General features: G+C 59.6%; 20 protein-coding genes. 15 read left to right on the top strand and 5 right to left on the bottom strand.

The window, feature by feature from the left end; genetic code table 11:
- The first annotated feature begins 11 nt into the window (after positions 1 to 11).
- A complete protein-coding gene (locus C2846_RS03500) occupies positions 12 to 974 on the top strand; it encodes an alpha-E domain-containing protein (protein WP_119700676.1) in 963 nt (320 codons plus the stop codon).
- 52 nt (positions 975 to 1,026) lie between these two features.
- Here the strand turns inward: C2846_RS03500 and C2846_RS03495 are convergent, their stop codons facing one another.
- On the bottom strand, positions 1,027 to 1,404 hold the full coding sequence (locus tag C2846_RS03495) for a YkgJ family cysteine cluster protein (protein WP_119700675.1): 378 nt from the start codon (positions 1,402 to 1,404) through the stop codon (positions 1,027 to 1,029).
- A gap of 145 nt (positions 1,405 to 1,549) precedes the next feature.
- Between C2846_RS03495 and C2846_RS03490 the strand changes: the two genes are divergently transcribed.
- Positions 1,550 to 2,767 carry a serine hydrolase domain-containing protein gene (locus tag C2846_RS03490; protein WP_119700674.1) on the top strand — a complete coding sequence of 406 codons (1,218 nt, stop codon included), beginning with the start codon at positions 1,550 to 1,552 and terminating at the stop codon, positions 2,765 to 2,767.
- Between the two features lie 90 nt (positions 2,768 to 2,857).
- On the opposite strand, the gene cysS is transcribed toward C2846_RS03490, so the two are convergent.
- Positions 2,858 to 4,243: a cysteine--tRNA ligase gene (gene cysS, locus C2846_RS03485; protein ID WP_119700673.1), complete on the bottom strand. Its 1,386-nt coding sequence runs from the start codon at positions 4,241 to 4,243 to the stop codon at positions 2,858 to 2,860.
- Complete coding sequence (locus C2846_RS03480) at positions 4,243 to 5,910, bottom strand: glutamine--tRNA ligase/YqeY domain fusion protein (RefSeq protein ID WP_119700697.1); 1,668 nt, start codon at positions 5,908 to 5,910, stop codon at positions 4,243 to 4,245. The genes cysS and C2846_RS03480 overlap by 1 nt, the downstream gene beginning before the upstream one ends.
- Before the next feature lie 164 nt (positions 5,911 to 6,074).
- Here C2846_RS03480 and C2846_RS03475 point away from each other — a divergent pair, with 164 nt between their 5' ends.
- From C2846_RS03475 to C2846_RS03420, 12 genes are all read left to right on the top strand, one after another.
- Complete coding sequence (locus C2846_RS03475; RefSeq protein ID WP_119700672.1) at positions 6,075 to 6,569, top strand: peptidylprolyl isomerase; 495 nt, start codon at positions 6,075 to 6,077, stop codon at positions 6,567 to 6,569.
- Between the two features lies 1 nt (position 6,570).
- Complete coding sequence (gene lpxH / locus C2846_RS03470; protein ID WP_119700671.1) at positions 6,571 to 7,296, top strand: UDP-2,3-diacylglucosamine diphosphatase; 726 nt, start codon at positions 6,571 to 6,573, stop codon at positions 7,294 to 7,296.
- 339 nt (positions 7,297 to 7,635) lie between these two features.
- Complete coding sequence (bcsE, locus tag C2846_RS03465) at positions 7,636 to 9,198, top strand: cellulose biosynthesis protein BcsE (RefSeq protein WP_119700670.1); 1,563 nt, start codon at positions 7,636 to 7,638, stop codon at positions 9,196 to 9,198.
- A gap of 170 nt (positions 9,199 to 9,368) precedes the next feature.
- Positions 9,369 to 11,012 carry a cellulose biosynthesis protein BcsG gene (gene bcsG / locus C2846_RS03455; protein WP_119700669.1) on the top strand — a complete coding sequence of 548 codons (1,644 nt, stop codon included), beginning with the start codon at positions 9,369 to 9,371 and terminating at the stop codon, positions 11,010 to 11,012.
- A complete protein-coding gene (gene bcsR / locus C2846_RS03450; protein WP_080050592.1) occupies positions 10,982 to 11,182 on the top strand; it encodes a BcsR/BcsP family cellulose biosynthesis protein in 201 nt (66 codons plus the stop codon). Before bcsG ends, bcsR begins: the two co-directional genes overlap by 31 nt.
- Positions 11,179 to 11,898 (top strand): cellulose biosynthesis protein BcsQ, encoded by a 720-nt coding sequence (gene bcsQ, locus C2846_RS03445; protein ID WP_080050591.1) that lies wholly within the window; start codon positions 11,179 to 11,181, stop codon positions 11,896 to 11,898. Before bcsR ends, bcsQ begins: the two co-directional genes overlap by 4 nt.
- Complete coding sequence (gene bcsA / locus C2846_RS03440) at positions 11,898 to 14,510, top strand: UDP-forming cellulose synthase catalytic subunit (protein ID WP_095625452.1); 2,613 nt, start codon at positions 11,898 to 11,900, stop codon at positions 14,508 to 14,510. Before bcsQ ends, bcsA begins: the two co-directional genes overlap by 1 nt.
- Entirely contained in the window at positions 14,497 to 16,791 is a 2,295-nt protein-coding gene (gene bcsB, locus C2846_RS03435) for a cellulose biosynthesis cyclic di-GMP-binding regulatory protein BcsB (protein ID WP_095625453.1), read from the top strand. Before bcsA ends, bcsB begins: the two co-directional genes overlap by 14 nt.
- A gap of 8 nt (positions 16,792 to 16,799) precedes the next feature.
- Positions 16,800 to 17,903 (top strand): cellulose synthase complex periplasmic endoglucanase BcsZ, encoded by a 1,104-nt coding sequence (bcsZ, locus tag C2846_RS03430; protein WP_119700668.1) that lies wholly within the window; start codon positions 16,800 to 16,802, stop codon positions 17,901 to 17,903.
- Positions 17,891 to 21,373 carry a cellulose synthase complex outer membrane protein BcsC gene (gene bcsC / locus C2846_RS03425; RefSeq protein ID WP_119700667.1) on the top strand — a complete coding sequence of 1,161 codons (3,483 nt, stop codon included), beginning with the start codon at positions 17,891 to 17,893 and terminating at the stop codon, positions 21,371 to 21,373. Before bcsZ ends, bcsC begins: the two co-directional genes overlap by 13 nt.
- Positions 21,374 to 21,519: 146 nt before the next feature.
- Positions 21,520 to 21,693, top strand: coding sequence for a hypothetical protein (locus C2846_RS18600; RefSeq protein WP_165443748.1), 174 nt, complete (start codon positions 21,520 to 21,522; stop codon positions 21,691 to 21,693).
- A gap of 415 nt (positions 21,694 to 22,108) precedes the next feature.
- Complete coding sequence (locus tag C2846_RS03420) at positions 22,109 to 23,476, top strand: tetratricopeptide repeat protein (RefSeq protein ID WP_119700666.1); 1,368 nt, start codon at positions 22,109 to 22,111, stop codon at positions 23,474 to 23,476.
- Positions 23,477 to 23,552: 76 nt separating this feature from the next.
- Here C2846_RS03420 and C2846_RS03415 read toward each other — a convergent pair whose 3' ends face one another.
- Positions 23,553 to 23,957 (bottom strand): ribonucleotide reductase subunit alpha, encoded by a 405-nt coding sequence (locus C2846_RS03415; protein ID WP_080050585.1) that lies wholly within the window; start codon positions 23,955 to 23,957, stop codon positions 23,553 to 23,555.
- 223 nt (positions 23,958 to 24,180) lie between these two features.
- Between C2846_RS03415 and C2846_RS03410 the strand changes: the two genes are divergently transcribed.
- A complete protein-coding gene (locus C2846_RS03410; protein ID WP_080050584.1) occupies positions 24,181 to 25,149 on the top strand; it encodes an alpha/beta fold hydrolase in 969 nt (322 codons plus the stop codon).
- Between the two features lie 43 nt (positions 25,150 to 25,192).
- Here the strand turns inward: C2846_RS03410 and C2846_RS19040 are convergent, their stop codons facing one another.
- Positions 25,193 to 26,032 carry a methyl-accepting chemotaxis protein gene (locus tag C2846_RS19040; protein ID WP_420848999.1) on the bottom strand — a complete coding sequence of 280 codons (840 nt, stop codon included), beginning with the start codon at positions 26,030 to 26,032 and terminating at the stop codon, positions 25,193 to 25,195.
- Between the last annotated feature and the right edge of the window lie 15 nt (positions 26,033 to 26,047).

Here is a 26,047-nt window from a genome sequence, read left to right as displayed (position 1 = left end):
AGGGACACATTATGCTTTCACGCGTTGCAGAAAACATTTACTGGCTGGCCCGCTACCTCGAGCGAGCCGAAGACACAGCCCGCCTGCTCAGCGTTACCAGCAATCTGCTGCTGGATTTACCGCGCCCGACCAAACTCGGCTGGTCGGAAATCATTGCCATTACCGGCAACGACGAACTGTTCGACGAGCATTATCCGGTTCGCGATGAAGCCAGCGTGCTGTCGTTCATGTGTGGCGATACCCGCTACTCCGGCTCGATCATAAGCTCCCTGGCCGCATCCCGGGAGAATTTGCGCACCACTCGGGATGTCATCCCGCGGGAAATCTGGGAAGAGGTCAACCAGCTCTATCTCAACGTCAAGGAACAGGTGCAAGCCGGTATCACCCCGCGTCGGCGCGATGCCTTTCTCGGACGGGTTATTCGTAGTTGTCAGACCGTCACCGGCTTGATCGAGGGAACTTTAAGCTACACCCCGGCACGCACATTCCTGATGCTGGGCCGGCAGTTGGAGCGCGCTGACATGACCACCAGGGTGATCGACGTGCGTTCAGCCAACCTGTTGCCGCGCAGCCCCGAGGACCTGACCCCCTTTGAAACCCTGCAGTGGATGAGCGTGCTCAAGTCCCTGAGCGGATATCAAATGTATCGCCAGCATGTACGCCTGCGCATTCGCGGGCCTGACGTACTGCGTTACCTGTTGCAGGATCGCCATTTCCCCCGGTCGGTAGCCTGCAGTCTGGAACAACTGGCTGCCGGGCTGCGCACCCTGCCCCGCCATGAAACGGCACTAAAGGAGGTCGAAGCCTGCCTCAAGCATCTGGCCGAAGCCGATATCCTGCCACTGGCGGCCGAGCCGGACCGGCTGCATGCCTTCGTCGATGAGATTCAGCTCGACTTTATCGAACTACATGAGGCTATCCACCACACATGGTTCAATGGCCCGCAAGATGTGCAGGCCCAGCAACAGCAGTAGGCGTTAAAACGGCTTAACCCTCACGCCCCGCCTTAGTGGCGGAGCGTGGGTTTCACGCAGCGATGATCGGGATCAGGCCCGGGCCTTGGGGATTGGATGGCAGCGGGGGCAGGCCATGGGCGGCCCTGGCGCGCTGACAATCCAGATTGTCCTGACCATTCTCACCATGCCAGATGAACTCCCGGCAGGTGGAAGATCTTTTTTCGTAGATGCTGCAGCGTACTGCCTCACCAACCTCACCAAGTAGCGCTACGCAGCGTGTCGGTTTCTGATTGGTGCCGTGCATACAGCTGATATGCGGAGTTATCTGTTCCGTCAGATGTTGGGGGATTGAACCCTCCGGGGCGGCATCCGTTTCTGCCCAGTAAAACGAAACCCTGAAAGTGGCACAACAGGCACCACAATTCAGACAGGGAGACGCCTGGCTCATTTCATGGCATTCCTCATGTGGCTGAAGATGGCGCGATTCTTACCGATCGGCCACCCTGCCCACAAGAGGGCAACGACAAAGCTTGAAGCAGTCAATGAGATACAGGTAACGTAGCCACCTCTAATGATCCACCGGACACCCCTGCATGACCGACTCCCTGATCGCCGGCCTTGACCTTGGCCGCCTAGACCGTATTGCCGAGCACATTCAGCGTGCCTATCTGGCCCCCGGGAAACTGGCCGGTACCTTGACCATGGTAGCCCGGCGCGGCCAGGTGGTCTGGTGCGAGGCTCAAGGGCTGCGGGATGTCGAGCGCAATCTGCCGATTGAGCGCGACACGCTGTTTCGCATCTATTCGATGACCAAGCCGATCACCTCGATCGCTTTGATGCAGCTCTACGAGCAGGGTCGCTTCCTGCTGGATGATCCGGTAAGCAAATACATTCCTTCGTGGCAGAATCTGCGCGTTTACAAGGCCGGGGTCTACCCTCAGTTCGTGACCAGCGCCTGCCAGCGGCCGATGACCGTGCGTGACCTGCTCACCCACCAGTCGGGCCTGACCTACAGCTTCATGAATCGCAGTAACGTCGATGCGGCCTACCGCGAGCTGAAGCTCGATGGCAGCGGCGGGATGACCCTGGAACAGTTGGTGGATGAACTGTCGCGCCTGCCGCTGGAGTTCTCGCCGGGGACCGCGTGGAATTACTCGGTGGCTACCGATGTCTGCGGCTATCTGGTCCAGCTGCTGTCAGGCCAGAGCCTGGACGAGTATTTCGCCGAGCATATTTTCCAGCCGCTGGGGATGCAGGATACCTTTTTCAGCGTACCGGCCGACAAGCTCGCGCGCTTTGCTGCCTGCTACCAGTACCAGTCGGGTGACCGTTTCAGCCTGCAGGACGACCCGCACAGATCGCACTTCAGCCGCAAACCCAACTTTCTTTCCGGCGGTGGCGGCCTGATATCGACCATTGATGACTACTACCGCTTTGCCCAGGCCCTGGCCAATGGCGGCGAGTTTGCCGGTGCCCGAATCATTGGCCGCAAGACACTCGAGTTCATGCGCCTGAATCACCTGCCCGGCAACCAGGATCTGCCCAGCCTGGCCCGCGCTGGCTCGTTCAGCGAAACGCCCTATGATGGCACCGGCTTTGGCCTGGGATTCTCGGTCAAGCAGGATGTCGCCAGATCACAAACCATTGGCTCGTGCGGCGAGTACGGTTGGGGCGGTATGGCCAGTACCAACTTCTTCATCGACCCGGTCGAGGATCTGATCATGATCTTCATGACCCAGTTGATCCCTTCCTCCAGTTACGCGATTCGGCAGGAGCTACGCGCCATTATCAATGGCGCGATAGTCGATTGAGCCGCATGTATCACCCTGGCTAGGAACGGCTTGCAGTCGCAAATGCGGCTGCAAGATTCATTCGCGCTCGCAGAGCGCTCCCGCCCCAAGCTAGTCAGCCAGACGCCAGGTGGTACCGCCCTTGCCGTCTTCCAGCACCACCCCCATGGCAGTGAGCTGATCACGGATACGGTCGGATTCGCCCCAGTTCTTCTCAGCCCGCGCTTGCAGGCGGGCCTGAATCAGCGCTTCCACCTCAGCCGCATCAACCTTGCCGGCAGCACCGGCCTGCAGGAAGGCCTCGGCATCCAGTTGCAGCACACCCAGCAACCCAGCCAACTCACGCAGGCGTGCGGCCAGCGCGGCAGCAGACTGGGGATCGCTGTCCTTCAGGCGATTGATCTCACGCGCCATATCAAACAGCACCGCGCAGGCTTCCGGGGTGTTGAAGTCATCATCCATCGCTGCGGCAAAACGCGCGACAAACTCTTCACCCCCAGCCGCAGAAACCTCAGGCAAGCCTTTGAGAGCATTATAAAAACGCTCCAGCGCCGACTTGGCTTCCTTGAGGTTGTCCTCGGAGTAATTGATCGCACTGCGGTAATGACTAGCCACCAACAGGTAGCGCACCACCTCAGGGTGGTATTTCTCCAACACTTCACGGATGGTGAAGAAGTTGCCCAGACTCTTGGACATCTTTTCGCCATCCACCCGCACCGCACCGGCATGCATCCAGGCAGCGGCGTAAGGTTTGCCTGTTGCGGCTTCGCTCTGGGCAATCTCGTTCTCATGGTGTGGAAATACCAGATCCGGACCACCGCCGTGGATATCGAAGGTATCACCCAGGCAGCAGGTGGACATCACCGAGCATTCGATATGCCAGCCGGGGCGCCCCTCGCCCCAGGGTGAGGCCCAGCTCGGCTCACCAGGCTTGGCCGCTTTCCACAGCACGAAATCCAATGGGTCTTGCTTGGCCTCATCGACCTCGATGCGGGCCCCGATCTTCAGGTCCTCGATCTTGCGCCGCGACAACTTGCCATAGCCCTCGAACTTGCCAACCCGGTAATACACATCGCCATTGCTGGCGGCATAGGCGTAGCCCTTGTCGATCAGGGTCTGGATCATCGTATGCATGCCGGCAATGTGTTCGCTGGCCCGTGGCTCCTGATCCGGCGGCAGCACGGCGAGCTTGCGCTCGTCCTCGTGCATGGCCTCGATCATCCGCCCGGTCAGGGCCTGGAAGCTCTCGCCGTTCTCGTTGGCGCGCTTGATGATTTTGTCGTCGATATCAGTGATGTTGCGCACGTAGGTAAGCTGGTAGCCACTGTGGCGCAGCCAGCGCGCGATCACATCGAAAGCGACCATAACCCGGGCATGGCCGATATGACAGAAGTCATATACGGTCATGCCGCACACGTACATGCGTACATGATTGCCTTCCAGCGGCAGGAACGGGGCCTTGTCCTTGCTCAGGGTGTTGTAGATCGACAGCGCCATCAGCCCCCCCAGGAGTCACGCAGGGTGACGGTGCGGTTGAACACCGGCAGCTCGGCACTGGAGTCCTTGCTGTCCAGGCAGAAGTAACCCTCTCGCTCGAACTGGAAGCGATCGGCCAGACTGGCCTCGGCCAGCGACGGCTCGGCGCGGCAGCCCTTGAGCACCACCAGCGACTCAGGGTTGATGTTGTCGAGGAAACTGCCACCCTCTTCGCCCTTGTCCGGGTTGGCGGTCTTGAACAGGCGATCATACAGGCGCACTTCGCACTCGATGCTTTCAGCCGCCGGTACCCAGTGAATCACCCCCTTGACCTTGCGGCCTTCGGGATTCTTGCCCAGAGTGTCCGGATCGTAGCTGCAGCGCAGCTCGACAATGTTGCCCTCGGCGTCGGTGATCGCCTCGTCGGCACGGATCACATAGCTGCCACGCAGGCGTACTTCACCACCCGGCTCCAGACGCTTGTAACCCTTGGGCGGATCGATCATGAAATCGTCACGGTCGATGTAGATCTCACGGCTGAACGGCAGCACACGCACACCGATATCCTGCTTGGGATGACGCGGCAGTTCCAGGGTCTCCACCTGCCCTTCGGGGTAATTGGTAATCACCACCTTGAGCGGGCGCAGCACGCACATGGCCCTCGGCGCATGGGCATCCAGGTCGTCACGAATACAGAACTCCAGCATGCCCATATCGACCACACCGTCAGAGCGGGTCACGCCAATGCGTTCGCAAAACTCGCGAATAGATGCAGGGGTGTAGCCGCGCCGACGGAAAGCGCTCAGGGTCGACATGCGCGGATCATCCCAGCCATCCACATGGCCTTCATCTACCAGTTGCTTGAGCTTGCGCTTGCTGGTCACCGTGTAGTTCAGGTTCAGGCGGGCGAACTCGTACTGACGTGGCTTGCAGGGTACCGGCAGGTTGTCGAGGAACCATTCGTACAGCGGGCGGTGATCCTCAAACTCCAGGGTGCAGATCGAGTGAGTGATGCCCTCGATGGCGTCTGATTGGCCATGAGTGAAGTCATAGCTGGGATACACGCACCATTTGTCGCCGGTCTGGTGGTGATGGGCATGACGAATGCGATAGATGATCGGGTCACGCAGATTCATGTTCGGCGCGCTCATGTCGATCTTGGCCCGCAGCACCTTGGCACCATCGGTGAACTCACCGGCGGTCATACGAGCGAACAGGTCCAGGTTTTCCTCGACACTGCGATCTCGGAACGGGCTGTTCTTGCCCGGCTCGGTCAGGCTGCCACGGTATTCGCGGGCCTGCTCCGGGGTCAGGTCGCAGACATAGGCCTTGCCCGCCTTGATCAGCTCGATGGCCCAGGCGTGCAACTGGTCGAAGTAGTCCGAGGCGTGGCGCACTGCGCCCGCCCACTGGAAACCCAGCCACTCGACGTCCTGCTTGATCGCGTCAATGTACTCCTGCTCTTCCTTGGTCGGGTTGGTATCATCGAAACGCAGGTTGCAGACGCCGCCAAACTCCCCAGCCAGGCCGAAGTTCAGACAGATCGACTTGGCATGCCCGATGTGCAGGTAGCCGTTGGGCTCCGGCGGAAAGCGGGTGACGATCTGGCTGTGCTTGCCTGCTTCCAGGTCAGCCTGGACGATCTGGCGAAGGAAGTGGGCGGGCGCGGTGGATTCCGGTTTGTTCATAGGGTTTACGTGACTCAGTTCGGGGCGCAGCTGGTGAGCATTGCCGATTTTATCTAGGCCGCCTTGGCCAAAACGCTTATCATAACGCAAATGGTCAGGCGCCTGAATGCGCGCACCTGACTGATCAATGATTTATTCGCGAACAACCCCGAGGACTATCCGACATGGTCAAACTGCACACCAACTATGGCGTCATTACCCTGGAGCTCTTTGCCGACAAGGCGCCCAAGACCGTTGAAAACTTCAAGCAGTATGTCCGTGACGGCCACTATGACAACACCATCTTTCACCGGGTGATTGGCAACTTCATGATCCAGGGCGGCGGCTTCGAGCCGGGCATGAAGCAGAAAGATACCCGCGCCCCGATCGAGAACGAAGCCAACAACGGCATTGGCAACAAGATCGGCACCATCGCCATGGCCCGGACCATGGAGCCGCACTCGGCCAGCGCCCAGTTCTTCATTAACGTCGCTGATAATGACTTTCTCAACCACAGTGCCCCGACCATTCAGGGTTGGGGGTATGCCGTATTCGGTCAGGTGGTCGAGGGTCTGGACGTAGTCAACCAGATCAAGGCCGTATCGACCACCATGCGCGCCGGCCATCAGGACGTGCCGGTCGAGGACGTGATCATCGAGCGCGCTGAACTGGTCGAGTAAGTTGCGCTACCTGTTCATTTCCGATCTGCATCTGGAAGCCGAACGCCCGGATATCACCCGGGCGTTCTTGTCTTTCCTGCACGAGCGCGCAGTAACGGCCGACGCCCTCTATATATTGGGTGACTTTTTCGAGGTCTGGCTCGGCGATGACGACCCCAACCCGCTGGCACGCGAAGTTGCCGCCGCCCTCGCCCAACTGGCTAACCAGGGCGTGAAGGTATTTTTGATGCACGGCAATCGTGACTTTCTGATTGGCCGGCGCTTCTGCCGTGAAGCGCGCTGCACCCTGCTGAGCGACCCCCAGCGCATCGAACTCAACGGCGAGCCGGTACTGCTGATGCATGGCGACAGCCTCTGCATCGATGATCTGGGCTACATGAAAATGCGCCGTTGGCTGCGTAACCCGGTCAGTCGTTTCATCCTGCGCAATCTGCCGCTGAAGACCCGCCATCGCATCGGTCGCAAACTACGCGCCGAAAGCATGGCCCGTACCCGACTCAAGCCCAGCGACATCACCGATGTCAATCTGGGCGCCGTCGCTGACGTCATGCGTAAATTCAAGGTTCACACCCTGATTCATGGCCATACCCACCGGCCTGCCGTGCATGATCTTATGCTTGACGGCCAACCCGCCCAACGCATTGTGCTTGGCGACTGGGACAAGTACGGCTGGGTTCTGAGTATCGATCAGAACGGCCAGCAGCTAGAGTCCTTTGATCTGCCCTAAGCCAGCTATTCCCCCATTTTTTATATGCCATCCAAGCGGTATCGTATTGACACCACTCCAGGCGACCCACCAGAATGACACTTCTTTGACATGTCATTATCCTGATCATCACAAAGAAAATTTATCGCCAGAAATATGACAGCGCGCAAGTAGATCAAGCACGGGAATTCTTCCGCCCCCCGCACCTGAAGTGTCATAACTTCCCGAGCGCAGAACGGAGAAGGTTCAGAGAATTGTTTGCCCCTGCATAGGGCAAGACATTAACTACACCCTGTCATATCAGGGCTGTGATTACTGATAGTGGATGTCGAAAAAACTACGGAAGGATGGGAGAGTCACTTGGAGTACCCTACTTTAGCTTTTCGTAAGCTGCCGCGGGAGCATACTGCCCTCGATCAGGGTTGCCTGTACTGGCTGGCAATTGAGCAGGAGTCGGATATCCGCCGCCTGGCACGGCAGTTTTTGGCCGCTCTCCCCTCCACACAAAGCACCACGCTGATTGCCGCCAACGGGATGCTCGACGCCATCCTTGAACCAATACCCTCTGACAAGGGCCCCAACCGCCTGCGCCTGTTCGACATCGCTCTGGACGCAGCTCCTTTGGCGGTGCGCCATCTGCTCATCGAACTCAAACGCTGCATCAAGACCAAGGGCAGTCTGGTGCTTATGGTGCTGCCTGAATCGGCCTGGTCAGCCATTGAGGATGATGAGGCTGCCTCCTGGCTGCGTCAGCTCAGTCGCTGGCTGCATAAGTCCCACTGCACGCTGGTGGTAATGAATCACGGACTGAGCACCATCTTTGATCAAGACCCAGTGCGCATGAACGCCTATATGGCCGGATTCGCCACCATGCAGCGTCAACAGGGCAGCATTACCTATCAGGTACAGTTCTGGCGCAACAGTCTCGGCGTCAGCGCCGCCCGAACCTACCAGTTGGAATGGCACAAGCAGTCGTTTGTTGGCCGGGAACTGGGGTTGCTGGACAAGTCAGCGTTACATGCCCCTGATCATGACCAGTTCCTGATACAACGCAGCGCTCTGCAAGACATCCCTTCGCTATCGGCACGCTGGCTCGTCTTCGAGCAGGCCGAAACCCTGTTCAACCGAGCCCTTAACGCCAAAGCCGCGACCGTGATACTGGCCGTCAACGAAAACCGTCAGGTCGAATCCCTGGCGCGTATGGCCAGGCGCCTGCGCAACGCCTGCGGCAGTGCCATAAAAATTGTCGTCCGGGAGCTGAATGCCTGTCTGCGCCACCGCGATCAACAGTTGCTGCTGGTCAGCGGCGCCAACCTGATCATTCCTGCCCGTACCCCAGGCGAACACTTCCTGATGTTGATCAACAGCATTCAGGGACAGCTCTGGTTTCGTCCGGCCAGCGATGACATGGAAGCGCTGATGGCCAGATTACAGCCGCCGCAAGTACGTGGTTTGCTGCAACCATCGGAGTTTCTGGCCACCCTTGATCAGGTGTACGAAACCGCCTCCGGCGATATTTCCCATCAGTTGGTCGAGCTGCAGATCTCCAGCAGTCTGAAACCCGCCCAGTGTCTTGGGCAATTGAGCATCCGCCGCTTTGGCGATATTGCCACGATGATTGATGGCAAGCTGTATCTGTTCCTGTTCGCCTGCAGTGCCGAAGGACTGGAAGCTGCACTGGGCAACATCTGCAAGCTGCCCTGGACCAGCCTGTTCTCCCAGCGCCAGCTGTTTCAGCATCCCGAACAGCTCCCCAGGGAAATCTTTGCCCACTCAGAGTTACCCGAAGATACCGCCGAAGCCGATCCGGTTGAGCATGAGCTGGACAGCCCGCTGGAGCAGCCTGCCCGCACCGATCTGAGCCCGCGACGCATCACGCTAAAACTTAACGAGTCACATGACGATGTATTCGGAACTGCTTGAAGTTGCAGCACTTAGCAGCGTGCTAACTGTGCTGGTCGTATTTGCCCTCATGAGCATCGGGAAGCAGTTCTCGCGCTGGATCGAGGGCCTGATGCTACCTCGCTACATGAAATATCGGGGGGTGCGCCGCCTGGCAGAACCAACGTCCACCGCCGACTCGAGTGACCAGCATGAGTAACTATGAATTGCCAGCCGTTGCTGCGCAAAGCGAGTCCAGGTGGACTGGGCTGGGGCTTTGGAATTTGTATTTCCTGCTCAAGCTGGTGCTGTATTGGCTCGGCTATCTGAACCTGCAGCTGCTGCCGAACCTGGCGTTTGCGGCCTTTTTGCTGTTCCCACTCGGCTGGCGACCACTTAGGATTTTGCGCACACTGATCGCCATTCCAATCGGGGTTGCCCTGTTTTACCAGGACACCTGGTTCCCACCATTTTCCAGACTGCTGGAACAACCCGGAGTGCTCGACTTCAGCTGGATGTACATGCTGGAGCTGTTAGAGCGCTTCATCAACTGGCAGTTAAGCGCTCTGATTCTGGTCATGTTGGTCGTGTACCTCTACCTGCAGCACTGGGTCAGGCTAACCACCTTTACTGTGTTGGGCTTAGGCTGGTTGAGTTTGCAGCAGTTCACCGACTTCACCCCGTTCAATCAGCCAGTACTGGCCCAGATTCCTGGTGCCGAACTGGCAGTCTTAACGCAACCGGGCCAGGCACCTCGTGCTGAGCCGGACACCCCGACCCTGAACAGCTACTTGCAGGACTTCTACAACCGTGAAGCCGAGCGTTTTATCGACTTTAGTGAAGTAGCCACGCCGGCAGAGCCCTTTGACCTGTTGCTGCTCAATGTCTGCTCCCTGGCCTGGGATGACCTGAGCGCCGTTGGCCTGAAGGAAAACCGTCTGTTCGAGCAGATGGACGTGATCTTTGACAACTTCAACTCGGCCACTGCCTACAGTGGCCCGGCGGCCATACGTTTGTTGCGGGCCGGATGCGGACAGTCCTCGCATGAGCGCCTGTACGCCTCGACCCCGGAACAATGTTTCCTCATGGATCAGCTGCGCCAGCTTGGTTTCAACAATAACGTACTGCTCAACCACAATGGTCAGTTCGACAACTTTATCGGTGACGTTCGCGCCCAGGGCAACCTGCCTGAACCGCAACTGGATACCGCCGGCATGCAGCGCGCGGTAGTCAGCTTCGACAGCTCGCCAATCTGGCGCGACAGGGAAGTCCTGGCGCGCTGGTGGCAACAGCGCGAAAACCGTGCAGACGAATCGGTCGCCCTGTTCTATAACACCACCACCCTGCATGACGGCAACCGCATGGTCCTGCCAAATGGCAGTACCCGTCGGGCCGACTATCAGGAGTTGGCCAACACCCTTGTCAACGACCTGGCGGCCTTCATTCAGCAACTTGAACGCAGTGGCCGTCGGATCGTGGTGATGATAGTCCCCGAACATGGCGCCAACCTGCATGGCGACCGTATGCAGATCTCAGGCATGCGTGAAATCCCCAGCCAGGCCATTACCCATGTGCCGGTCGCAATCAAATTCATCGGCATGGATATAGAAGCTCGAAATCAGCCTGCACGCATCGGCGGCCAAAGCAGCTATCTGGCTCTGGCTGAAATCATTCATCGCCTACATGCCGCTGGCCCTGACTCCCCACTGGCATGGGACAGTCTGCTGGCCGACCTGCCAGAAACCCCCTGGGTGGCCGAAAACTCCGGCACTGTGGTGCTCGAGTATGACGGCAAACCCTATGTTCGTATCAAGGAGAATGGGACATGGCTACCCTACCCCGCACGCTTCCCCTGAGTCAGTTGGGCCTTGAGCAGGCACTGGATGCCAACGACACCGGGCGCTTGTTGACAGAGGCTGGGGTGCCGGAACTGCGTTACCAGGACACCTCGCTGCTGAACCGGGTGCAACAGGCCCGTAGCTACTGGCCGCTACTGGCCGAACTGGAACAGGAGATCACACGTTGATCTCCTTGAGTCTTCAGGGTGTGCGCGGCGGTGTGGGGGTAACTTCTCTACTGGCCGCGATGGGGCACGCTCTACATGCTCTTGGGGAGCGGGTAATACTGGTGGACCTATGCCCGGAAAACCTGTTGCGCCTGCATTTCAATCTGGCCGTTAGCGAGTCCGGCGGCTGGGCCCGGGCAATGCTTGACGGTCAACCATGGCACGAGCAGGCCTGGGAGATAGAACCCGGGCTTTGCATACTGCCCTATGGCAAGGTCAGCACGTCAGAACAGCGGATTGTCGAACAAAAACTGGCCAGCTCCCCCGGGCTTTGGGCTGAGCGCACCGCTCAGTTGCGTGATCAGTATGACTGGGCGTTGCTCGACCTGCCCCAGCGCCTGCCCGGACACACGGCTGCCAGCAACTGCGACATCAAGATTCAGGTCGTCGAAGCTGACGCCAGTTGCCATATCCTGCTTGAGCAACAGCCCTCAAACCGGCTGCTGCTGGTCAACCGCCACGATCCGGCCAGCCGGCTGCAGAGTGATCTGCTGTTGCTCTGGCGCGAACGTTTTGCTGCCCGCCTAGTCCCCTTGATCATTCATCGCGACGAGGCCATGCGCGAAGCCTTGGCATTCAAGGCTCCGGTCGGCCTGCACGCGCCGCAAAGTCTGGTAGCCAATGAACTGCTGACGCTGGCCACCTGGTGCCTGACCCTGCGCGGGGAGCCGGCCTGATGGACCGCTATTTCCCTTACAGTCGCTTGCGCGAAGAGCGCGGTGCCGGTCCCCTGACCGCCCTGCTCCTGGCTTTCTGTACCCTGCTGGCCTGGACCTTTCTGCGCCTGGAAAATCCCAGTTGGCGGTCGGTACGCAAGTATGCCGATTACTGGTTCCCACAGATCGCCAGCGCCCAGCGGCCGCGTCTGGGCGACCCGTTGCGCTATGCAGTGCAGTCGATCTGGCTGTTGCTGATCCACCATCAACCCAAACCCAAGGCCTATGCCATTCGCGATGCCTGGCGCTCATTCCGGGCCGGTTACCGCACATCTGCCATCCGCCTGCGCGGTTATCTGGAGTCTGTCCCGTTCAGAACCATGGACAGCCGCCCCATGCAGCGCAGCCGGCACTGGTGGAATCGCAGCAGCCGGCAGCAGCAACGCCTGGTCAATATATTGCTGGGAGTGGTAACCCTGGCGCTTGGTATTTTCTGTATAACGCAGCCCTTCGGTTACATGGCCCAGCTGGTTTTCGTGTTGCTGTTGTGGGTCGTAGCCATGCTGGTACGGCATATGCCAGGGCGATTTCCGACCCTGCTGATGATCATGCTATCGGTGCTGATTTCGTGTCGTTACCTGTGGTGGCGCTACACCGCAACACTGAACTGGAACGACTGGCTCGACCTGACCACCGGCCTGTTACTGCTGGCGGCCGAAACCTATGCCTGGCTGATCCTGATACTGGGCTACATCCAGTCCTGCTGGCCGCTGAAACGCAAACCTGTCGAGCTGCCCAAAGACTCCAGCCAGTGGCCCACTGTGGATTTGATGATCGCCACCTACAACGAGCCACTGTCCGTCGTCCGCAACACTGTCTACGCCGCCATGGGTGTTGACTGGCCCAAAGACAAGCTGCGCATCTACCTGCTTGATGATGGTCGTCGCGAACAGTTCCGCAAATTTGCCGCAGAAGTCGGTGTGGGCTACATCACCCGCCCCGACAACAACCACGCCAAGGCGGGGAACCTCAACCATGCGCTGACCAAAACCGACGGTGAACTGATCGCAGTTTTCGATTGCGACCATATCCCGGTACGCTCATTTTTGCAGTTTACAGTTGGCTGGTTCCTGCGTGACCCGAAAATGGCGCTGGTCCAGACCCCACACCATTTTCTGTCTCCGGACCCGTTCGAGCGCAACCTCAATGTGTTTCGCCGCAACCCCAATGAGGGCGAGCTGTTCTACGGGCTGGTTCAAGACGGCAACGATATGTGGAATGCCACCTTCTTCTGTGGCTCCTGCGCCGTACTGCGGCGCAAGGCGCTGGAAGAGATTGGCGGCTTCGCGGTGGAAACTGTGACCGAGGACGCTCATACCGCCCTGCGTATGCACCGGCGTGGCTGGAACTCGGCCTATGTGCGTATCCCCCAGGCGGCGGGTCTGGCAACCGAAAGCCTGTCCGCGCATATCGGCCAGCGGATTCGCTGGGCTCGCGGTATGGCGCAGATCTTCCGTATCGACAATCCCTTATTCGGCAAGGGCCTGAGCCTGTTCCAGCGGATCTGTTACGCCAATGCCATGCTGCACTTTCTGGCCGGCCTACCGCGCCTGATCTTCCTATTGGCTCCGCTGGCCTTCCTGCTTCTGCATGCCTACATCATTTACGCACCAGCCTTGATGATCGTGCTGTACGTGATACCTCACATGGTGCACTCGAGCCTGACCAGTTCACGAATGCAGGGCCAGCATCGTAAAACCTTCTGGGGCGAGGTCTACGAAACAGTGTTGGCCTGGTATATCGCCCGCCCAACTACTGTTGCCCTGATCAACCCCAGCAAAGGCAAGTTCAATGTCACCGCCAAAGGCGGGCTGATCGAGTCAAACCAGTTCGACTGGAAAATCGCCCGCCCCTACCTGGTACTGGCAGCGCTGAACTTCACCGGCCTGGGGTTTGCTGTCTGGCGTTTTCTCTACGGCCCGCCGCAGGAAGTCGGCACTGTGATCATCACCTCGCTCTGGGTGCTCTACAACCTGCTGCTGATCGGCGCCGCCGTGGCGATTGCTGCCGAAGTGCGGCAGGTACGTGAAAACCATCGCGTTCAGGTCAAGTTGCCGGCCGCTCTGAAGCTTGGCAGCGGGCACCTCTACCCCGGAGTTCTGCAGGATTACTCAGGCGGCGGGGTTGGTCTGGTACTCAATACCAGCCTGTCGCTGCCGATTGGCTCGGAGGTATCCCTGCTGATGCGCCGTGGCGATCAGGAGTTCACCTTCCCCGGTGTTATCAGCCGCAGCGACGCACGGTTTGTCGGGATCCGCTTTGCCGAACTAAGTCAGGAGCAAAAGATCGACTTCGTCCAGTGCACCTTCGCCCGTGCCGACGCCTGGCTGAACTGGCAGTTGGACAACGGCCCGGAACGCCCGGTGCAAAGTTTTATGGACATGCTGCGAGTCGGTGCCAAAGGCTATTACCGGCTGTATCAGTTCCTGCCGGCCTGGCTGCGTATATTCATCGACCCGATTCTGTCCCTGCTGGCCTGGATCGGCAGTTTTTTCCCGCGCTGGCCGACCGGCCCTGCGCCCGTCACCATTCCCACTTCACAGCAACGGTTGGCAACATATGAGCCGCTTTAAATATCTTCTGATCGTCCCTGTCGCGCTGCTGGCCCTGGCCAGTGTCAACGCTCAAGAAGCAGACTCTCTGCCAGACGAGACTGCGCAACCTGTTACCGAAGAGGTTGTGCGCACGCCGACCTGGATCAGCAACCGTACCTTTGGCGAACTGGGTGATCCCAGAGACAGCCTGTTGCTCGGGATTCATAACAGCCAGCAGATCGAGTTCACCCTGCGTCGTGACCGGATAGCCAGTGACGCCAGCCTGATGCTCGACTACACCCCTTCGCCAGCATTGCTGCCGAACCTGTCGCACCTGCGGGTTTACCTCAACGACGTGCTGATGGGCACCGTGGTTATCGATGAAGAGCAACTGGGTACCCGGACTCGCCGCCAGGTCGCCCTGGCCCCCTACTTGCTGTCGGACTTCAACCGGGTGCGCCTGGAGTTCATCGGTCACTACACCGACATCTGCGAAGATCCGGGCAACAGCGCGCTGTGGCTGAATGTCGCCCACGGCAGCCAGATTTCCCTACGCGAGCATGCCGTAGCCCTGAGAAATGACCTGGCATTTTTCCCCTTGCCGTTCTTCGACTCCCGCGATCATGGTAAGACCCAGGTTCACATGGTCTTTCACGATCAGCCCACGCTCGGTGAGCAGAAGGCTGCCGGGGTTCTGGCCTCGTATTTCGGCAGTCTGGCCGGCTGGCGTGGCACGGAGTTCCCGGTACTGTTTGATCGCCTGCCCTCAACCGGGGTAAACCGGGACCAAGTGCATAGCTCGGTTGTGTTCGCGGCCAATGACCGGCGTCCGAGCTTCCTCGCTGACCTGGAACGTTTCCCAGCGGTAGAAGCCCCTGTGGTCGAACTGATCGACCACCCCGAGCACAGCTACAGCAAAGTGCTGGTGATCTGGGGCCGGGATGAGCAGGATCTGCTCGACGGTGCCCGCGCTCTGGCCCTGGGCGGCAACCTGTTCCGTGGTTCGCGGGTCGTCATCAACGAGGTGCAAACCCTGCAGCCGCGCAAACCCTATGACGCGCCCAACTGGACACCGACCGACCGCCCCGTGCGCTTTGCCGAGCTGATCGACTACCCAACGCAGCTGCACACCTCCGGCCTGCAACCGCGACCGATCACAGTGGACATCAACTTGCCGCCAGATCTGTTCGTCTGGCGCAACCAGGGCATTCCCCTGCAGACCAAATATCGTTACACACCGCCGGCAACCAAAGATGAATCACGTCTGAGCATCAGCCTCAATGACCAGTTCATCACCAGTCTGTCACTCTCGCGCGGCACTCATAATCGTCTTGAGCGCATGCGTCTGGCCGTCACCGCGGTAGAAACCGCCAATGCCCAGGATCGGTTGCTGGTCCCTTCGCTCAAGCTTGGCGCCCGCAACACCCTGCGCTATGACTTCAGCTTTGCCAGTACCTACGGCAGCGCCCAGCGCGACTTCTGTCAGACCTCACTGCCGGTCGATACCCGCGCCCTGATCGATGAAGACTCCAGCATCGATCTGTCCGGTTATTACCACTACATGGCCATGCCGGATCTCTGGGCCTTCGCCCACAGCGGCTTCCCGTTCAGCCGTATGGCTGACCTCTCGGAAACCCTGGTGATCGTGCCCAGCGCCCCCAGCGCCGTCCAGCTCTCTACACTGCTGGAGATTCTTGCCAGCGTCGGTGCCCGGACCGGCTACCCGGCCATGGCCTTCGAGATCAGCGACGACTGGAGTGCCGCCCGGCAGACCAACGCCGACCTGCTGGTTCTGGGCTCACTGGCTCCCGACCTGCATGACCGCTCCGATCTGAACCTGGTTCTTGAGCGCTCCAGCGACTGGATCATGCATGCCTCCAGCCCGCTGCGGGAAAAAGTCGACCGTATCGACCATACCGCCTTCCCAGCTGACTCACGGGTTGACGTCACCGCCCGCGCCCCAATTGCGGCCATTGCCGGCATGCAGTCGCCATTCCACAACCAGCGCAGCGTCGTGGCCTTCATGGCCAACGATGATGCCGACTTCAGCCTGCTGCGTGAAACGCTGGGCGACTCGGGCAAGCTGGATGCAGTACGTGGCTCGGTGGCGGTGATCCGCGAAAGTGGCGTCCAGAGCCAGTTGGTTGGGCCGCAATACTTCGTCGGCTACCTGCCCTGGTGGCTGAAACTCTGGTATCTGCTGTCCAACCACCCGGTCTGGCTGGCGGTCATGGCGGTCCTGTGCATGCTGCTGGCGGCATTCCTGCTGTGGCAGGCACTGCGCTGGGTTTCTGAACGACGTCTGCACCAACAGGATTGAGGACAACTATGCGCGCCCTGGCACTCGCGTCGCTACTGGCTCTGCCCTGGCAACTCATGGCTGCTGAGTGCCAGTGGCCGGCCTGGGAGCGCTACCGCCAGGCCATGATGAACGAGGACGGGCGCATCATTGACCGCTCATCAGCCCAGTTGATCACTACCTCAGAGGGGCAAAGCTATGCCATGTTCTTCGCCCTGGTGGCCAACGACCGGGCAAGCTTCGACAAGCTCGTGCGCTGGACCAGCAACAACCTGGCTGGCGGCGACCTGAGCCAACAGCTGCCAGCCTGGCAATGGGGGCGTGACGACGAAGGTCAGTGGCGGGTGCTCGACAGCAACAACGCCACCGACTCCGACCTGTGGATCGCCTACAGTCTGCTCGAAGCCGGCAGGCTCTGGGACGAGCCTGACTACACCCGGCTCGGCACCGAAATGCTCTGGCGTACCGCCGCGCAGAGCCTGCGTGTGGTCCCCGATCTGGGTCTGATGCTGCTACCCGGCGACCGTGGATTCGAGACCAGCGAAGGCTGGCGCTTCAACCCCAGTTACCTGCCTCCGCAGTTACTGCAAAGATTTGCCCAGATAGCCGGCGTCTGGGCCGAGCTGGCCACCAACAGTCACCAGTTGATGTTGCTTGGCTCGCCCAAGGGCTTTGCCCCGAACTGGCTGCACTGGCGCATAGGTGAGGGAGTGCACATACCCGAAGATCAGGCCCAGGGCAGTTATGACGCCATTCGGGTCTATCTGTGGATCGGCATGCTCGCACCGCAGGCCCCCGGTCGGGCGGAACTGCTCAAGCACTTTCAACCCATGCTCGAACAGACCCGCAGTCAGGGGCTACCACCGGAAGCAGTCGACAGCCTGAGCGGCGAAACCCAGGGTCAGGGTCCGGCCGGATTTTCCGCAGCACTACTGCCCATGCTGCAAGCCTTGGAGGGTTACGACGACCAATTGAAGGCACAACGCGAACGCCTGATTCAGCACCCTCCCGCCGAGGATGCCTACTACAACCAGTCATTGCTGCTGTTTGGCCAAGGCTGGGACGAACAACGTTATCGCTTCGATGAGGCAGGTCGGTTACAGCCGGCCTGGACAGCGCCATGCCACAATTAGCCGGACGTAAGCTGTTGGCCACCTGGGTTTTGCTGCTCAGCGGCCTGTCAAACACAGCAGTAGCACAGCCGGACGCAGCCGTTGATCAACAGCAATGGCTGGTCGAGCGGCTGCGCACAGGCCAGGCCATGTATCGCGATGATCTGGTTGAAGACGCTTTAGGGCGTCTCGAACTGATAGCGCCGGAACACCCTGACGTTGTCATAACCAGGCTGACGCAGGAGTTGCAGGCGGGTGACCGGGAAGCGGCCGACTTCAGACTCACCGAATTGCGCCAGCGAGCGCCCGGCTCCAGTCTGTTGAAGCGTGCCGAAACCATGCTCCACCTGTATACGCCTGAGGGCCAACAGGCTTTGCAGGAAACCCGACTGCTGGCCGCCGCAGGCCACACCGAGCAAGCTGCATCAGGCTACCAGGCCTTACTCGGCGACGAGCCACCGGACTTTGCCCTATCACTGGAGTATTGGCGCACCCTGAGCGGCGTGCAGCAACAGCGTGCGCAAGCAATCCGGAAACTCCAGGAGTTGGACCGCCAATACCCAGGCAACCGGGAACTGAGAGAACTCCTGGCCCGTCTGTTGATGTCCGAGGATCGCCCTCAGGAAGCTCTCACTACACTGCAGGCACTGGCAACCGACCCGCAAGCCAGGGAAAAGGCCGCAGAGCTGGAATATAACCACCTCAGCGATCTGCCGATCAGCCAATCCACTGTGCGGGCCCTGCAGTCATTCGTAGAACGCTATCCCGATTCCCCGCTACTGACTAACGCCCAGGAAAACCTCAGCCGTCAGCAACGCCTGCTGGCCGATCCGGCCTGGCAAGCCGGAGCACGTGGCAAGGCCCTGGTCGATCGCGGCGAACATGCCGCCGCCGAACCGCTGCTGCGCCAGGCCCTGCGCAACTATCCCAATGACGGCAATCTGCATGGCCATCTTGCTCAGGTACAGATGAATCAGGGCCGTTATCAGGAGGCCGCCACCTCATTTGCCAATGCTCTGCGATACGAACAGGAAAGCGCCTGGCTGGCCAAGTGGGAAGACCTGAAAAACTTCAACCGCAGCCTGCTGTTCCTGCAACAGGGCCATGTCGCCCTTGAGGCTGGCAACTACAGTGCCGCCCGCCAGGCCTACCAGCAGGCCCAGCAAACCAAGCCCGATCACGTCGACGGCCTGATCGGTCTGGCCAACGTCGAATTGGCACAAGGCAACGACCAGGCCGCCGAGCGACTGTTGCGTCAGGCTCAACGACAACAACCCACCAACGGTCGGCTCATCTATACCTTGGTTGACTTCTATCGCCAGCGCTCGCCCGACCAGGCTTTGCAGGTCATTGACTCACTGCCGGCAGGAACACGGGCCAGCTACGCTGACTTGCGCAACAGTGTCGTGCAGGAACAACTGCAGGCTCAGGTTGACAGCGCTTTGGAGCAACAGGACTGGGACCGGGCCATCGCCCTGCTCCAACAAAGTGTTCGTCTCTCGCCCGACGCCCCTTGGACCACCTATCGGCTGGCCAACCTGCTAGCCGAACAAGGGCGTATGCCTGAAGCCGACGACCAGTTCAGCAGGCTGCTGCAGCGCCAGGGCGCCAACCCCGAGGCCCGCTATGCTCACGGCCTTTACCTGGCCGGTCTGCAACGCGACCAGGAAGCGCTGGCGACGCTGCACCCCATTCCACAAGCTGATTGGAGCGAAGGAATGCAGGCACTGGCCGAGCGAATTGCCCGCAGACAGCGCCTGGCTGAAGCCTACGCACTGCGCGATGCTGGCCAGGAACCCGAGGCCATTGCCATGTTGCTGGAAAATCCCACCGCCGGCGATCTGGCTACCGTCGCCAGTTGGCGCTACTTGGCCGGGGATTATCGCCAGGCCGAAGCCTATTACCAACAAGCGCTGGAAATGGAGCCCGGCAATCCGGACGCCATCCTCGGGCTGGTGGAAACCTGGACCGCAGAAGGTCGGACTGTCCAGGCCCGCCAGACGCTGGAGCAACTGGAACTCCCGCAAGACACCAGCGTCAACTACCGCCGGCGTTACGCCAACGCACTGGCCGGCCTGGGCAACCCGGCTGCCGCCAATGCAATATTCGACGAATTGATCGAAAGCGGCCAGGCCGACGCCCTGCTCTACCGTGACGCCGCTCGCCTGCACGCCCAGCAAGACCCGCAGCGCGCACTGGACCTCTACGCTCAGGGTATGGCTGCCAACGGTTTGCTGGCCCCCGGCGCGGTGAACCCGCGCAATGATCGGCAAATGACCGCCGCCAGCCGACTCAAGGACGACGATGACTGGCTGACCCGCAGCCTGCGCAGCAGCGTGGACAGCCTGTATCAACAACAGAACCCGACTGTACGACTGCAACACGATTACGGCTGGCGCAGCGACAGCGACGTATCCGGGCTGTCCGACCTCAAGCGCCAGACCACCATCTTGCGCGTCGATGCACCTGTGCATGGCGGGACCGGTTTTGTACAGGCCGAGCATGTCGACCTGAATGTCAGCAAGCCCGGGCAAAACAGCCTGTTCGGCACCTGTAACTTCACCATCGAAGGTTGCCAGGTTCCCTCACAAAGCACCTCCGGCACCGGCCTGGCCGTGGGCTGGGCCGGTGAACGCTGGGGCTGGGATATCGGCCACTCCCCGCTCGGCTTTGAACTATCGAACTGGTTAGGCGGGCTAAGTTACCGTGGTGACTGGCGCACCCTGGGTTACACCCTGACCGCCTCGCGTCGGCCCATGAGCAACTCGGTGCTGTCCTATGCCGGTGCAGTGGATCCGGTCACTCGCACCTCCTGGGGCGGCGTCACTGCCAACGGCCTGACTCTGGGTCTTAGCCATGACCAGGGCGGCGTTGATGGCATCTGGGCCAGCTTCGGCTTCCACCGCCTGCAGGGCGAGAAGGTTCAGGACAATCAGCGCCTGACCGCCATGACCGGTTATTACTACCGCCTGATCGACCGGGTCGACGAGCGCATGCGCACCGGCCTGACCCTAATGTACTGGGGCTACGACAAAGGGCTCGACGAATACACCCTGGGCCAAGGTGGTTACTACAGCCCCCAACGCTACTTCTCTGTTGGGATACCCTTCAGTTATGCCCGACGCACCGCCAACTGGTCGGTAGCTTTTGAGAGTTCGGTTGGTTGGTCAACCTCCAAATACGATGGCGGTGACCGGTTGTATCTGAGTAGCGCTGCTGAGCGCATCACTGCCGCAGGCTTTACCCCTGACCCTGGCGCACGCCAGTTCAACAACTCAAGCAACAGCAGTGGTGTTGGCCTGCGCATGCAGGGCATGGGTGAGCGCCGCCTGACTGATCATCTGGTGCTGGGCGGTGGGATCAACTGGGCCTACAGCAAGGATTACGCCCCCAGCCAGGCTTTCATGTACCTGCGCTATACGCTCAAACCCTGGCGCGGCAACCTGCCAATGCCCGTTGAGCCGCTGTCGCCTTATGCTGACTGGCGATAACAATGGGCAGAACAGGCTAAAGATGACCCGGATCAACATACGCTCCGGCGCCAGCGCCTAGACTGTCAGCAGGAGCTGGGCTCTGGCTTCAGCAGCCAGGGTCCACAAGCCAGGCTGATAATGACCCGCGACACAAGGATTGGCTGATGGATACCGACTACTTTTGGTACGCACTGATACTGTTCCTGCTGGGCCTGACCCTGCTCGGCCTGGGCTTCGGTCTGCGCGACAATCCCCGCGGCATCGGCATGCTCTGGGCCGGCGCACTGTGCATGCTGGTTCCGGTGTTTGCCGTCATTCTGCATCGGGTCGCTATTTGAAGTAGCCAACTGGATCATCCTTAGCCTGACCGGCAAATCGACAAGCGCTGCATTTCAACTAACCTTACATAACACCACCTGCCACACCACTCTCCCACCCTTTTCCTGTCACGAGACTCCTCGTGCTCCCGGGAGGCCCAAAATGAAATGCATACATCTGATCAACGCGTTCATGTTTAGCGCAGCATCCTGCTTGCTTTCCAGTACCGCTCTGGCTGACACCAAACCAGACCAGGCTGTCGAGCGACTAGGCGAAGTAAACTTCGTAGTATCCTGCAACCCTGAAGCGCAGCAGGCCTTTAACCGAGCGATGGCCTTGTTCCATTCGTTCTGGTTCGACCCCGCCAAGTCCGCCTTTACCACTGTTTTGGAGCTAGACCCTGAGTGCGGCATGGCTCACTGGGGATTATCAATAATGTCCATGGGCAATCCCTTCACCTGGGCAACCAACCCGAACGCCTCAAAAGCAGGTGCCCCGGATGCTGAGCTGGCCATAAAGATTAGTGCCACAAGTGAACGTGAGCGTGACTACATCGCTGCGCTGGGCAATCTGTTCGAGAACTGGGAAACCACCGAGTTTCGCCCTCGCGCCCTGGCCTACGAGCAAGCCATGGAGGCTCTGGCCAACAAGTACCAGGAAGATGTTGAAGCACAAATCCTCTATGCCCTGGCCCTGAACATTACCGCGCAGCCAGCGGACAAGAGCTTCACCAACCAGTACAAGGCTGCTGCGATTCTGGAACCATTACTCGAGCGTTACCCTGAGCACCCCGGCGTAGCACACTACCTGATCCATACTTACGACTACGCCGAACTGGTTGATAAAGGCCTCGAGGCAGCGCAGTCCTATAGCCACATAGCTCCCGATGTTCCCCATGCCCTGCATATGCCGTCGCATATCTTTACCCGGCTTGGCATGTGGCAGGAGGTAGTCGACAGCAACCAGGCCTCTTACCAGGCCGCCAAGAACGAACTCAAGGAGACGACTCTGGGTATCGGAGCCTACGACGCCTTGCATGCCATGGATTACATGGTCTACGGCCATATGCAACAGGGCCAGGATCAGGCTGCGCTGCGCCTCGTTGAGGAAGCCGCAGCGATTCAGCAGGTCAATGTGGAAAATTTCGTTGCCGCGTATGCCTTTGCCGCCATGCCTGCCCGTTACGCGAGTGAACGGGGCGACTGGAATCAGGCCGCAGCACTCACCTTAAAACCATCCAGCCTGGCCTGGGAGCGGTTTCCGCAAGCCGAAAGCATTCTGGTATTCACCCGCGGCCTGGGCGCAGCACGGACTGGCGATCTTGCCGCAGCACGGCGCGACCTAAAACAGCTTGAGGCGCTACAGGCCAAGCTGGCAGAGGCCAACAACAGCTATTGGGCCGGCCAGAGTGCTTTTCAGATCAACGCCGTACGTGCCTGGATCGCTTTGGGCGAACAGCACACTGACGAAGCCCTACAACTGATGCGTGCGGCGGCGGATGCTGAAGACGCAAGCGACAAGAGCCCAGTAACACCCGGTAATGTTGTACCCTCGCGCGAATTGCTTGGCGAAATGCTGCTGAGCAACGGGCAGGCTACCCTGGCTCTGGAGGAGTTTGAACGTTCCTTGCAACGCGATCCCAATCGATTCCGCGGTCTCTATGGCGCCGCCCGTGCAGCTGAAGCCAGTGGCGACTCAAGCAAGGCTCGTGATTATTACCAGCGCCTGATCACCATGAGTGCAGCACATGACAGCGAGCGTGCGGAAATCACTCAAGCCAGAGAGTCCCTGGCCCGACTTTGATTCAGATTAATGGCCGGATCGCGTGGAGGTTTGGTATTACAAACAACCCCAGCGACCGGCCAGCTGGACCATACATTCAGTAAAGCTCGATCAGCTCACCAGCACGACTGATCGCCAGAAACTGCGCCACCATGCCGGCCTGGATCTGCTCCATCATCATTTTCAGCGGCTGCTCAGCCTCATCACTGTTCGGCGTTATGCCCCCACGTCCACTCATGGCCGAAACGAACGCCAGATCCCAATGCACCCCGGTCTGCTGCGACTCGGCCACCAGATCGGCAAAGTTCGCCGCCTGATGCGGTAACTTGTCGACACAGAGTACCGGGCTCAGCGCCCCGCCGATGCCCTGCTCAAACTGCAAGCGCTGTTCTTCGGTCGCCCCTTCCGGAAGCTCGGCCCTGGCGAACACGAACAGCAGACGCTGCGGCTCGCTCTGGCTGCGCGCGGCCTGAATAAAGTCGGCATAGGATTGAATTGTCATGGCCTCTGATCTCTACTGGCGAATGCAGCCAGCTTAGCAGCCGAAACAACCACACTGGCGACTAAAAAGAGGCAGCCGCGTACCCCTTAAGAGGGAGCACCCCTGACGCCCTACCTTATGACCTCCAATAGACCCAGGTGTTATTGGCTGCTCTTGATCCAGCTATTTGTCATGCTTTGTCTATCGGCACGTTAAGCCCCCAATCACAAGTCAGGGAACGGATATGTACACTGTTGAAGACATCACCCTCGAGAACTGGACTGTCAGCAATCTGAGTACCCGTGTAGCTTGCCTGGGTCAGGGGCCGGTAGCGCTGTTCATTCACGGCTGGCCCGAGTGCTGGTACTCCTGGCGCCGGCAGATGGTCGCACTGGCCAATGCCGGCTACCGCGCCATTGCCCCGGACATGCCCGGGTTTGGTGAAACCGATGCGCTTGATTCGATTGAGCAGTACAACGCGGTGCGCATCTGCGAGTTCATGCGCGAACTGCTGCTCCAGGCCAGCGGTGGCTCCCCAGTAGTGCTGATTGGTCATGACTGGGGCGCAATCAATTGCTGGCAATTCACCCTGCGCCACCCGGAACTGGTTTCCAGGCTCGTCAATATGAGCGTCCCGTTGCACCCGGTCTCCGAGCGCTCGCCCATTACCCAGTTGCGTGAACACTTCCAGAACGACTTCTTCTATCAGCTTTACTTTCAGCAGCCGGGTGTCGCCGAAGCCGAATTCGATGCCGACCCGGAGGGCATTTTGCGCGCGCTCTACTGTTCACCGGATACCCCTCGGCATCCGCCGATCCTTGGCCGTTCAATCAGCGAAGGTGGTGGCTGGATCGGCCGTCTGGGCAAACCACGCCAGCAGCCGGCCTGGCTGAGCGACGAGGCACTGGCCTACTACATCGACACCTACCGGCATAGTGGATTCGCTGGCGGCATCAATTACTACCGCAATCTGGATGAGAACTGGCGCCTGATGCAGCCATACCGTGAGCACCAGATTACCTGCCCAGTGCTATTCCTTGTTGGCAGCGGCGACAGCACCATCCGCGGTGCCGATGAAGACAGGCTGAGAAAAATGATGGGCAAACGAATCCCCGATCTGCAAATCCTCATGCTGCCAGGCAAAGGCCACTGGATTCAGAGCGAAGCGGTTGAGCAAGTGAATACGGCGCTATTGTCGTTTGTGGAGGTTTAAAAGCCTGCAGACGACCGCTCTTACCACTCCACCAAGACCTGAACTAAGCAGTCCTGAAACGCTCGACCAGCGCTTGCAGCTTCTCAGCAAGGCGAGCCAACTCGTGGCTGGTCGCGGCGGTCTGCTCAGCCCCAGCGCTGACCTGGATGGCCACTTCGTTGATCGACAACACATTGTGGTTGATGTCTTCGGCTACCGAACTCTGCTCCTCGGCGGCCGAAGCGATTTGGATGTTGCGGTCATTGATACCCGCCACGCCTTCGGCGATTTCCGCCAGCAGTTCACCAGCCCGCGCCACCCGCGCCGAACCCGATTCGGCAGTGGCCAGAGTAATGTCCATGGACTGGGTAGCCTTATCCGAGCCGCTTTGAAGGTTGGACACCATATTCTGGATATAGCCTGTCGACTCCTGGGTTTTCTGTGCCAGCGAGCGCACCTCGTCGGCTACCACCGCGAACCCTCTGCCCTGCTCGCCGGCACGGGCAGCCTCAATGGCTGCGTTCAAGGCCAGCAGATTGGTCTGCTCAGCTATGCCACGGATCACGTCAATTACCGAAGAGATCGACGCGCTCTCTTTCTTCACTTCGCCGATAGTCTTGGCTGTTTCTCGCGCTTGTTCGGACAGTTGCTGAATCAGTGCAACCGTCTGACGAATTTCCTCCCGGCCTTGGGCAGCATGGTCGTTGACCTGACTGGACAACGCCGCAGCATCATTGGTGCTGCGCGCCACATCGCGCACCGTAGCACTCATCTGGTGCATGGCGGTCACTACAAGTTCGGTGCTCTGGCGTTGCTGGTCCAGCCCCCGGCTGGTCTGCAGGGTGACGGCCGAGGCCTCCTCGGCTGCAGTGGCGACCTGAACGGTAGCCCCGCCGATTTCCATGATGACCCGGTTCAG

Source organism: Pseudomonas jilinensis (assembly GCF_003586265.1).
GTDB classification, from domain to species: Bacteria; Pseudomonadota; Gammaproteobacteria; order Pseudomonadales; family Pseudomonadaceae; genus Halopseudomonas; species Halopseudomonas phragmitis.
This window is presented reverse-complemented; position numbering and strand designations above follow the sequence as displayed.